We start from the raw sequence: 9,210 nt of genomic DNA on the forward strand, positions 1-9,210 counted from the left end.
CGGCTTAAAGTTCGTTGAGAGCACGATGAATCGGCGTTCTCGCGCGCGCCGCCGGGAGCTAGCGGCTACTGTGCATGGGGTTGTTTTCGCGTTTTTTTGTTTAAGGCCAGCCGCGCTCGAACAGAAGCACGCAGACGATCAGCACAAGGGTGACGGCCGCGGTGGCGAGCCGCGCGGTCCAGCTCAGACCGCGGCCGATCCACCACAGCAGCGCGCAATACATCACGAATGGAACGATGATCTCGGGCCGCATGATGTCCGGTGGCATGGGGCTTCAGCGCCTGATCGTGGTCTCGACGCTGATCGAGCCGCCGATCTTGACGCAGGTGCCGGTGCTCTCGACCATATGGAAGCCGCGGCCATAGGCGGCGCAGGAGCCTGCCTTCGCGCTTCCGCCGGCACCCTTCAGCGGCAAGGCGTTGCCGGCCTGTGGGCGCTCCGGAGGCGGAAGACGCAAGGATTCTGCCGCGGCCGCGGACATGGTCAGCAACGAGATCAAGATGAGGAGCGGCGCACGCATGCGGGCCGTTCTAGCCCGGACCGGCGCCGCGCGCCATCAGGGGGCGCTTCAGATGAACTTGATGCCGGCCGATTTGCCGCGGCGCCACACCACCTGGCAGCTCCGCCCGGTCCGCGCATCGCGCGCGAACGCCATCCGGATCACGCCCGGGAGCTGGCTCGCATCCTCGTCCAGCGTGATCTTGGCGCCCGTGGCGGAGATGTCCTGGACCAGGCATTGCCGCGCCGCGAACCCGCCGTCGAGCGTGATCCAGGCATGCTGCGACAGCGACTTGCGGGCTGCGCGCTTCTTGGGCGGTGGCATCGGCTTAAATTCTCCCAGTCCAGCGCTAGCTCAGGGAACCTAAGAAACCGTTGAATTCGCCCCGATTGATCCTGGGGTAGGAGGCTATCCACCGGTGCCAAAAGACCGTTCCCGAACGGCTTGCCCATGGCGGCAAAGGCCATTATAGGTTCGCCCGCTGCAGCCGCCGGGCATGACTCGGGCGGCCAGCGCCGTGCCGCGATAAGCGGCGGGGCCCTGGGTTTGCTCCCTTCGTCTATCGGTTAGGACGCCACCCTTTCACGGTGGAGAGAGCGGTTCGATTCCGCTAGGGAGCACCATCATCCGGGCGTCTGGATGACACGACGAAATCTGCCACCCGTATGAACCTCGCTGCCCCTCGCCTCCGACCAATGTCCTGTTGGAACCGGATGCAGGCCCATGGCGCAGCATAAATCTCCCTCGGACGATCAGGCCGGGATTGCCTCGCCGGCGCCGCCGCCATGGATCCACCGCACGGCAGCTTACGTGCCGGAGCGGCGCGCCAGAATGCTGGAGCACATGACGCGCGCCAGATCGCTGCCTCGGGCCACGGCTGCGCCGGAGCCGTCGCCTACGGCCGGTGCGAACATACTCGCTGACGCCTGCGGCTACGCCGTCCTGTTCGGCATCATCGCGCTCCTGTTTCAGTCGCGCGTTCCGCTCTACCTCGGCGCCTTCCTCTTATTCACCGATGGCGAGCGCATCGAACTCGCTCTTGGAAAGATCGGCATTCGTCTCGAGCCCGGCACGATCGGGCCCGACATCATCAAGGGCTTCGTATCCCTGTTCGGATGGTTCGCGCTGCTGGCCTCGCTGAAAGCGTCCGTCCCCGATTGGCTCGCGGCATGGATGCTTCCGGACACATCGTGGTCCTTGCTCGCCGGCATCGCGCTTCTGCTCGCCATCGTCGAAGCGTTCGCAACGCGCGCGATGCGGCATGCATTGCCGTGGTTCGGACTTGAGAGCCGACCGGACAGCCTTGGTTGCGCGACGATCAAGTTCGTCATGGTCATTGGCGTGCTGGCTCTGCTGGTGCTGCTCGGATAACGCGATCGTGAGGTCACGGGCCTCATAATCGCGGCGCTATGCCGCCCGTCCCGATCCGCGCATTTACCAGAAATTTACCCCTGCTCGTGAGCGCCGGTATCATTTGCTTAGAATTTGGCTGGTACCGTGGAATTACGGAAAGCCTCCGAAACACGATTGGCGCCCATGTCCGTCGCAGAGTTCCTCAGACAGCGTGCCGTGCAAGTCACCGTGAGTGGCAGCTACTCGCTGCCGCGCTGGTACGATTGCGAGGGCAAGCTGCGTACCTTCGCCTGCCGCACCAGCCGCGTGTCACCGTTCCGCATGATGGTCGACGTTCCCGTGGTCGGAAAGGTCGGCGAGCGCGTGACATCCTACTTCCAGGATTTCGGCGAATTCCAGTGCACCATCAGCGCGACGCTGAAATTGGGCTTCCTGATGGAGCTCGAGATGACGCGGGCCCGGCGCGCCTGGATGTCGGAAAAGCTGACCTGGCTCGAGAAGAAGCAGAAGGACGCGAGCGTCCAGGAGCTGCGGCGTGACGCCCGCTTCGTTCCGCAGGTCGCGCACACCTTCCTGACGCTCGCCGACGGCAGCACCCATGCCTGCTTCATCATCGACGTCTCCACGGCCGGTGTCGCGATATCCTGCGAATACGATCCGCCAGTGGGAACTCCGCTTGCGGTCGGCGCTTGCGTCGGGCGCGTGATCCGCAAATTCGAAAACGGCTTTGCTGTCAAATTCGCCGAAAAGCAGTCGCGGGACGACGTCGTCCGGCTGATCGTCCGCTCGCCCATGCTGCAATCGGCCTGATCCTCCGGCCGCGCCGCCCTATCGCAGCCCTATTTCGAGATAAGCTTTTGAAGGTCCGCGTCTCGTGCCGTGGATCATCTGCAGACTTGCGATCGGGGGACCGAATGGCAGTCGAGAAAATTACGGTCGAAAAGATCAGAGTCGAAAAGATCACCTGGGACAAGGTCGGCCGGGTCACCGAGCCCGGACGCTACATGTACACCTTCGGCTGGCTCACCATCACCGCCGGCGATCTCGATATCTGGAAGCAATACCCGCAGGCCGCGTTCACGCTGATGGCGCAGCATTCCGAGCCGGACGCATCCATCGGCGAGGAATTCCATCTCGGTGCCTTCGACGTCGCGCCCGACACACCGCCGCCGTTCACCACGCATTGAGACAGTCAAACCGGGGCTGGGGATCGGCTGGAACTCAGGCCGCGACGGGAACGCGTGGCATGGGCGTTGCTTTATCATGGCCATGACTCACATCCCCGCTGTCGATCAGGCCTTCCTGCTGTTGCTCATCGTGTTCTGCCTTGGCACGTGCCTCATACGCGCGTTCTGGGAGCTGGAGCAGGTCCGGACACGCCGGATCGCATCATCCTCCCGCGCGACGAAGCGTGACTAGACCGGCCGCGCGTCGGCCGGACGGGACGATCCCGTCTCTGGACTTGGCGCGGCGACACGTGCATCGTGAATCGAAGAAACCTGCACATTGCCTTGATCTGACTTACCAATCGCGATCCGATGACGGCGCGCGACCGTTGTCATGGATGACGAGGTGATTCTGTCATGCAATTGATTGCCCTCTGTATTGTGCACCTCGGCGACTGTCCTGATGAACGCAGGCTGTCGCGCTTGTTAAGAGACGCGACAGCTAGCGCATGACACAAGGTCGCATCGGTGAATGTAGATAAGCGGATCAAGGGAACCTATTTTCGGCGCCGATGTACCTGATTGAAGCGTTACCCACCGTCATCGGAACGGCCGCCATTGCCCCGGCGCTGCTGATGCTGTGGCTTGTCATTGCCGCCGAGGAACGCCCGGGACCGCCGGCCCAGGTCTGGACCGCGTTCCTGCTCGGTGCGGCCAGCATTTCGCTGCTGGGCCTAGCCCGCGCCCCTTTCGCCAGGATGGTCGCGGCCCCGGATGACCCGTGGGCGGCGCTGGCCATGCATTCGATCTTTGGGGTCGCGCTGCCGGAGGAAGCGGTCAAGGTGATCGTGATCGTGCTGGTCGCCTCGACCAAGCGGCGGACCTTCGCCAATCCGATGGACACCGTGGTCTATGGCGCCGCCGTCGGCCTGGGCTTCGCCGCCTACGAGAACCTCGCCTATCTCGTCCAGCACGCCGAGATGTGGCGTTCGTTGGCCGCCTTGCGCAGCGTGCTGACCGTACCGTTCCACGGCGCGCTCGGCATCATCGCCGGCGCCTATCTGACCATCGCGCGCGCCGGCACGGCGCTTGGTGCGAACCGCCATCATCGCGACTGGGCTCGTCTTTCCAGCCGGCTGCTGATCTTCGCAGGCCCGCTCGCCCTCCATTCGGCCTTCGACTTCCCCCTGCTCACACTTCAGCGCATGCCGGATCTCGATCCGACGCTGCGGATGTGGCTGGGCGGCGCGAGCCTGCTGATCGGCTTCAGCTCGATCGCCTTCGCCATCCGCCTGGTGCGGCGCGTCGCGCGCCATCACGCGCCCCGGACTGACGTTGCGCGCGAGCGCCTCAGCCAGCTCCGCCGGATGTGGGCGTTGCTGCTCGCGGGCGGCGGCGTCGGCTTTCTCGGTCTCGCCTTCGTGCTGACCTCGATCCATCACTGGCTCATCAACCCCGAGCGCAATCTGACGCTGGCCCTGATCCCGATCGGCTTGGTTTCGATCCTGCTCGGCCTCGCACTTCTGATCGTCACGACCGCGATCTATGTTCTCGGCCGCAACCGCATCCGCACCAGCGGCGAAGGTTTTTCGTCGGCGCACGGGGGCGGCTGAGCCGCGGGTGGCAAGCGCGGTGTGCGCGTACTAGACTAGATTGAACACACACTTCTCGATCCGGAGCTTGCCAATGACATCGCCTGAGGATTTTTCCCGGCTGCAATCCGCCATGAGCCGGACGGTCAAGGCACATTGGAAGGCCTTCCTGTTCGAAGGCATCCTGCTTGCAGTGCTCGGCGTTGCCGCGCTGATCCTGCCGCCGCTCGCAAGCCTTGCGATCGCGATCTTCCTCGGCTGGATGTTCCTGATCAGCGGCATCGGCGGATTGATCGCCACCTATTGGGCGCGCAGCACGCCGGGCTTCTGGTGGTCGCTGATCTCGGCCGCGCTCGCCGTGCTCGCAGGCATGCTCCTGCTGGCGCGGCCGATGCAGGCCGTCCTGACGCTGACCATCGTGCTCGGCGCCTATTTCCTCGCCGAGGGCGTCGCCACCATCATGTACGCACTGGAGCACCGCCGCGAGCCGGGCGGCCGCTGGTCGTGGCTCCTGATCTCGGGCCTCCTCGACATCGCGATCTCGTTCATGGTGATCACGGGATTGCCGAGCTCGGCCGAATGGGCGATCGGCATCCTCGTCGGCATCAACTTGCTGTTCGGCGGCGCCTCTTTGATCGGCATGGCGCTGGCGGCACGCAAAAGCAACAGTTAAGGCGCCCCGTGGCCATCCCGTCCATTGGGGGGTGACAACCCGCCGATCGCGCGCTATATGTCGAGCCATGATCACCCTCGTCACCAGCTATTTTTGGTACTTTAGCTACGACAGCTCGCTGGCGGCAGGAGGATCGCGCTCAATCTGAAACATTGCAGCAAACGTCCGAACAAGCCGCCAGACCTGGCGGCTTTTTTATTGGCCGGCAGGGTCTCAAAATAATAGGAGCCCGCCGTGCTGAGCACGACCGACGATCTTCGTATCCGCGAACTGAAAGAGCTGAGCACGCCCGAAGAGGTGATGCGGGAAGTCCCGCGCACGCTCACGGCGACGCGCGTGGTGATGGCGGCACGCAACGCCATCCATGCGATCCTCAATGGCCAGGACGACCGGCTTCTGGTCGTGGTCGGCCCCTGCTCGGTGCACGATCCCAGGGCCGCGCTCGAATATGCCGAGCGCCTCGCGAGCTTGCGCGAAGAGCTTGCCGACCAGCTCGAGATCGTGATGCGGGTCTATTTCGAGAAGCCGCGCACCACGGTGGGCTGGAAGGGCCTGATCAACGATCCTGATCTGGACGGCAGCTTCGACATCAACAAGGGCCTGCGGCTGGCGCGCAATGTGCTCTCGGCGGTGAATAATCTCGGCCTGCCCGCCGGCACCGAATTCCTCGACGTGACGACGCCGCAATACATTGCGGACCTCGTGTCCTGGGCCGCGATCGGCGCGCGCACGACCGAAAGCCAGATCCATCGCGAGCTGGCCTCGGGGCTGTCCTGCCCGGTCGGATTCAAGAACGGCACCGACGGCAATGTGCGCATCGCGGCGGACGCGGTGAAGTCGGCCTCGAATCCGCATCATTTCATGGCGGTGACCAAGCTCGGCCGCTCGGCGATCGCCTCAACCGCGGGCAACGAGGATTGTCACATTATCCTGCGCGGCGGCAACACGCCGAACTACGATGCGGCAAGCGTCGCAGCGGCCTGCAACGATCTGGCGAAAGCGAGCGTCGCACCGCTCGTGATGGTCGATGCGAGCCACGCCAATTCGAGCAAGAAGCCGGAAAACCAGCCGCTTGTGACGGCCGACATTGCCAAGCAGATTTCCGGCGGCGAGAACCGCATCATGGGGGTGATGATCGAGAGCAATCTCGTCGCCGGACGCCAGGACGTGGTGCCGGGCAAGCCGCTCACCTATGGCCAGAGCATCACGGATGGCTGCATCGACTGGGCGGCCACGGCAACCGTGCTCAAGCAGCTCGCTGACGCGGTCGAGATCCGGCGCAACACCAAGCGCGCAGGACTGCACGAGCGCTCCGCCTGACCAAACGATTGCGGGCGGGGTGAGGCTGTCGCACCCTGCCCGCCGTTGCGGCGCCTAACAGCCGCGGCAGATGCTCTTGATCTTCTTGTCGAGCGCCTGATTTTCCTTGCTGAGGGGATCGTTCGGGTCGCTCAGGTTCTTCTCATTTGGCACGTCGCCGGCGCGCGGCTGCCGATGACCGACGGGCGCAGGCGGCAAAGTACCCGCCGATTGTCCCGAGGTCGTCGATCCCTTGCTTCCCGTCTGCGCGAAGCCGGCGCTGCCGAACACCGTCAGAAGGGACAGTGCCAGGATGATGCTTTTCATTTTGCTTCTCCATTCCTCGAGCCAGCATCTCCATCACGACCAATCAGGTCTCGGGCGGATAGAGGTGAACGTCGCCGCAATAATCCACGATACGATAGCGCGTTTCTTGATCTGCATCACGCGCATCAGGTGCGGTATTTTGCATCGGCAACACGTAATTCGGCCCCACCGGCGACTTGCCGGCGCCGCCGGGAATGTCGATGACGTAGTCGGGCTGACACAGTCCCGACACCCGTCCGCGCAGCTGCCGCATCAAAGCCTGCCCCTCGGCGAGCGTCGTTCGCAGATGCGCCGTGCCGGGCGCGAGATCGCCGTGATGCAGATAATAGGGCTTGATCCGGCATTCGACGAAAGCTCGCATCAAATCCGACAGAGCGGTCAAATTGTCATTGACGCCGCGCAAAAGCACGGACTGGCTCACCATGGGAATCCCGGCATCGACCAGCCGCGCGCAGGCGGCACGCGCGGGCCCCGTCAGTTCGCGCGCATGGTTGGCATGCAGCGCCACCCAGGTGGTTGCGCCTTCGACCTTCAGCGCAGCGACCATCTCGTCGCTGATGCGCGCGGGCTCGGCCACCGGCAGGCGGGTGTGAAGGCGGATGATCTTGACGTGATCGATGGCGGCCAGATCGGCCATGATCTCGCTCATCCGCCGCGGCGACAACATCAGGGGATCGCCCCCGGTCAGGATCACCTCCCAGATCTCGCTATGCGATCGGATGTAGTCGATCGCCGCGCGATAGGCGCCGTCCGAGAGCGCGTTCTCCTTGCCGGGTCCGACCATCTCGCGGCGGAAGCAGAAGCGGCAATAGACCGCGCACACGTGAACGAGCTTGAACAGCACGCGGTCGGGATAGCGATGCACAATCCCGGGAACCGGCGAGTGCGAATGATCGCCGATCGGATCTGCGTTCTCGCCCGGCTGCATCTCCAGCTCCGCGCCAGTCGGAACGAATTGCCGCGCAATGGGATCGTCGGGATCGGACCTGTCGATCAGATCGACCAGCGCCGGCGTGATCGCGACCGCATAGCGTGCGGCAACGCGCTCGAGCGCCGGCAGCGCTGTGGCCGGCGCCAGCTGCTCGGCCACAAGGTCGGCCGGCTCGCGCAATGTGCGTGCAAGATTGCTCTTCGTCATGTCTCGCTTAACGTTTCATTTGCAGGCGGCGTCCACACCACCTGATCAATTCGCGACGCGCCGCTCGCCAGCATCACCAGCCGGTCGAAGCCGAGCGCGACGCCGCTCGCCTCCGGCATCGCCGCGACCGCGGCCAGAAAGTCATCGTCCAGCGGATAGGCTTCGCCGTAGCGGCGCTGCTTCTCCGCCATGGATTGCGTGAAGCGCTTGCGCTGCTCGTCGGCGTCGGTCAGTTCGCCAAAACCGTTGGCGAGCTCGACACCGCAGGCATAGACCTCGAACCGCTCGGCAACGCGGGGATCGCCCGCCTTGACGCGCGCCAGTGCCGCCTCTGGAGATGGGTATTCGAACAGAATGGTCAAACGGCCCTGCCCCAGATGCGGCTCGACATGCTCGACCAGAATCTTGCTGAAGATGTCGGACCAGGTGTCGTCCTCGGCCACCCGGACCTTGCGGGCAGCTGCCCGGGCGAGCGCGGCACGGTCGCCCTCGCCGCCGGAAATGGTCGCGAGCAGGTCGATTCCCGCAAACTGCTCGAAGGCGCCGGCCACCGTCACAAGTTCAGGCTCGGCGAAGGGATCGGCGGTCCGGCCGCGGAAGGTGAAGGCGCCGATACCGGTTGCCTGGGCCGCGCGGGCGATGAGGACGACGCAGTCGGCCATGATGGCGTCATAGGCGGCGTCTGCCCGGTACCATTCCAGCATGGTGAATTCGGGCAAATGCAGGTCGCCGCGCTCGCGGTCCCGGAACACCCGCGCGAACTCGAAAATCCGAGTCTCTCCGGCCGCCAGCAGCTTCTTGCAGGCGAATTCCGGCGAAGTTCGCAAATATCGGCTCACACGGCTGCCGTCGGGTCGCATGATCTCCGTCCGGGGGGCGTGCAGGTGGGTCTCGTTGCCCGGAGAGACCTGGAGAACGGAGGTTTCGACCTCGACGAAGGCCTGCTCGGCGAAAAATCCCCGTAGAGCCCCGGTGATGGCTCCCCTGGCCTGCAGGAACGGCCGGCGGTCGAGATGCCGCGAGGGGGACCAGAACGGCGACATCGGCTTGTCCCCAGACATTAGCCGGCCGCCCCGCAGGCCAGCAAAATGCTGGCATCCAACGGCAAAACCAGTATGTTGCGGCCCGAAACAGGTGCCGCGGTCTGATTTGGGGCCCCAGGT

13 protein-coding genes and 1 tRNA gene are annotated in these 9,210 nt (G+C 64.4%); 8 read left to right on the forward strand and 6 right to left on the reverse strand.

The genetic code is table 11. The features are described from left to right. Nucleotides 1-100: 100 nt before the first annotated feature. From ABIC03_RS00650 to ABIC03_RS00660, 3 genes are read right to left on the reverse strand one after another with little or no spacing between them, the layout of a single operon-like run. Entirely contained in the window at nt 101-268 is a 168-nt protein-coding gene (locus ABIC03_RS00650) for a hypothetical protein (protein ID WP_247397846.1), read from the reverse strand. Nucleotides 269-274: 6 nt separating this feature from the next. Beyond that, entirely contained in the window at nt 275-520 is a 246-nt protein-coding gene (locus tag ABIC03_RS00655; RefSeq protein ID WP_354054668.1) for a hypothetical protein, read from the reverse strand. 48 nt (nt 521-568) lie between these two features. Beyond that, nucleotides 569-823, reverse strand: a complete 255-nt coding sequence (locus tag ABIC03_RS00660; RefSeq protein WP_007591415.1) for a PilZ domain-containing protein — start codon at nt 821-823, stop codon at nt 569-571. A gap of 224 nt (nt 824-1,047) precedes the next feature. Here ABIC03_RS00660 and ABIC03_RS00665 point away from each other — a divergent pair. The 8 genes from ABIC03_RS00665 to ABIC03_RS00700 all read left to right on the forward strand — a co-directional run bounded on the left by ABIC03_RS00665 (nt 1,048) and on the right by ABIC03_RS00700 (nt 6,603). Continuing rightward, nucleotides 1,048-1,122, forward strand: a tRNA-Glu gene (locus ABIC03_RS00665). Nucleotides 1,123-1,222: 100 nt separating this feature from the next. Next, the gene (locus ABIC03_RS00670) at nt 1,223-1,870 is read left to right on the forward strand and encodes a hypothetical protein (RefSeq protein WP_354054671.1); all 648 of its coding nucleotides are present in this window, start codon (nt 1,223-1,225) and stop codon (nt 1,868-1,870) included. A 165-nt stretch (nt 1,871-2,035) separates the two neighbouring features. Further along, nucleotides 2,036-2,662, forward strand: coding sequence for a pilus assembly protein PilZ (locus tag ABIC03_RS00675; protein WP_007609965.1), 627 nt, complete (start codon nt 2,036-2,038; stop codon nt 2,660-2,662). A gap of 104 nt (nt 2,663-2,766) precedes the next feature. Beyond that, nucleotides 2,767-3,039, forward strand: coding sequence for a hypothetical protein (locus ABIC03_RS00680; protein WP_473301206.1), 273 nt, complete (start codon nt 2,767-2,769; stop codon nt 3,037-3,039). A 76-nt stretch (nt 3,040-3,115) separates the two neighbouring features. Further along, nucleotides 3,116-3,271: a hypothetical protein gene (locus tag ABIC03_RS00685; protein WP_275172004.1), complete on the forward strand. Its 156-nt coding sequence runs from the start codon at nt 3,116-3,118 to the stop codon at nt 3,269-3,271. Nucleotides 3,272-3,590: 319 nt separating this feature from the next. Next, nucleotides 3,591-4,631 carry a PrsW family glutamic-type intramembrane protease gene (locus ABIC03_RS00690; RefSeq protein ID WP_354054674.1) on the forward strand — a complete coding sequence of 347 codons (1,041 nt, stop codon included), beginning with the start codon at nt 3,591-3,593 and terminating at the stop codon, nt 4,629-4,631. Between the two features lie 73 nt (nt 4,632-4,704). After that, nucleotides 4,705-5,283, forward strand: a complete 579-nt coding sequence (locus ABIC03_RS00695) for an HdeD family acid-resistance protein (protein WP_354054676.1) — start codon at nt 4,705-4,707, stop codon at nt 5,281-5,283. Between the two features lie 234 nt (nt 5,284-5,517). Next, on the forward strand, nt 5,518-6,603 hold the full coding sequence (locus ABIC03_RS00700; RefSeq protein WP_354054678.1) for a 3-deoxy-7-phosphoheptulonate synthase: 1,086 nt from the start codon (nt 5,518-5,520) through the stop codon (nt 6,601-6,603). A 54-nt stretch (nt 6,604-6,657) separates the two neighbouring features. Here the strand turns inward: ABIC03_RS00700 and ABIC03_RS00705 are convergent, their stop codons facing one another. From ABIC03_RS00705 to epmA, 3 genes are read right to left on the reverse strand one after another with little or no spacing between them, the layout of a single operon-like run. After that, complete coding sequence (locus ABIC03_RS00705; RefSeq protein ID WP_275172000.1) at nt 6,658-6,909, reverse strand: hypothetical protein; 252 nt, start codon at nt 6,907-6,909, stop codon at nt 6,658-6,660. 43 nt (nt 6,910-6,952) lie between these two features. After that, nucleotides 6,953-8,047, reverse strand: a complete 1,095-nt coding sequence (locus ABIC03_RS00710; RefSeq protein WP_354054680.1) for a lysine-2,3-aminomutase-like protein — start codon at nt 8,045-8,047, stop codon at nt 6,953-6,955. Beyond that, entirely contained in the window at nt 8,044-9,108 is a 1,065-nt protein-coding gene (epmA, locus tag ABIC03_RS00715; protein WP_354054682.1) for an EF-P lysine aminoacylase EpmA, read from the reverse strand. Before epmA ends, ABIC03_RS00710 begins: the two co-directional genes overlap by 4 nt. Nucleotides 9,109-9,210 lie beyond the last annotated feature (102 nt).

It is taken from the genome of Bradyrhizobium sp. RT6a, assembly GCF_040547675.1.
Taxonomy (GTDB): Bacteria; Pseudomonadota; Alphaproteobacteria; order Rhizobiales; family Xanthobacteraceae; genus Bradyrhizobium.

What these genes read in the sequence shown, in the direction of transcription:
- ABIC03_RS00650 (WP_247397846.1), bottom strand. Translation starts at nt 268, where the DNA reads ATGCCACCGGACATCATGCGGCCCGAGATCATCGTTCCATTCGTGATG.
- ABIC03_RS00655 (WP_354054668.1), bottom strand. Translation starts at nt 520, where the DNA reads ATGCGTGCGCCGCTCCTCATCTTGATCTCGTTGCTGACCATGTCCGCG.
- ABIC03_RS00660 (WP_007591415.1), bottom strand. Translation starts at nt 823, where the DNA reads ATGCCACCGCCCAAGAAGCGCGCAGCCCGCAAGTCGCTGTCGCAGCAT.
- ABIC03_RS00670 (WP_354054671.1), top strand. Translation starts at nt 1,223, where the DNA reads ATGGCGCAGCATAAATCTCCCTCGGACGATCAGGCCGGGATTGCCTCG.
- ABIC03_RS00675 (WP_007609965.1), top strand. Translation starts at nt 2,036, where the DNA reads ATGTCCGTCGCAGAGTTCCTCAGACAGCGTGCCGTGCAAGTCACCGTG.
- ABIC03_RS00680 (WP_473301206.1), top strand. Translation starts at nt 2,767, where the DNA reads ATGGCAGTCGAGAAAATTACGGTCGAAAAGATCAGAGTCGAAAAGATC.
- ABIC03_RS00685 (WP_275172004.1), top strand. Translation starts at nt 3,116, where the DNA reads ATGGCCATGACTCACATCCCCGCTGTCGATCAGGCCTTCCTGCTGTTG.
- ABIC03_RS00690 (WP_354054674.1), top strand. Translation starts at nt 3,591, where the DNA reads ATGTACCTGATTGAAGCGTTACCCACCGTCATCGGAACGGCCGCCATT.
- ABIC03_RS00695 (WP_354054676.1), top strand. Translation starts at nt 4,705, where the DNA reads ATGACATCGCCTGAGGATTTTTCCCGGCTGCAATCCGCCATGAGCCGG.
- ABIC03_RS00705 (WP_275172000.1), bottom strand. Translation starts at nt 6,909, where the DNA reads ATGAAAAGCATCATCCTGGCACTGTCCCTTCTGACGGTGTTCGGCAGC.
- ABIC03_RS00710 (WP_354054680.1), bottom strand. Translation starts at nt 8,047, where the DNA reads ATGACGAAGAGCAATCTTGCACGCACATTGCGCGAGCCGGCCGACCTT.
- epmA (WP_354054682.1), bottom strand. Translation starts at nt 9,108, where the DNA reads ATGTCTGGGGACAAGCCGATGTCGCCGTTCTGGTCCCCCTCGCGGCAT.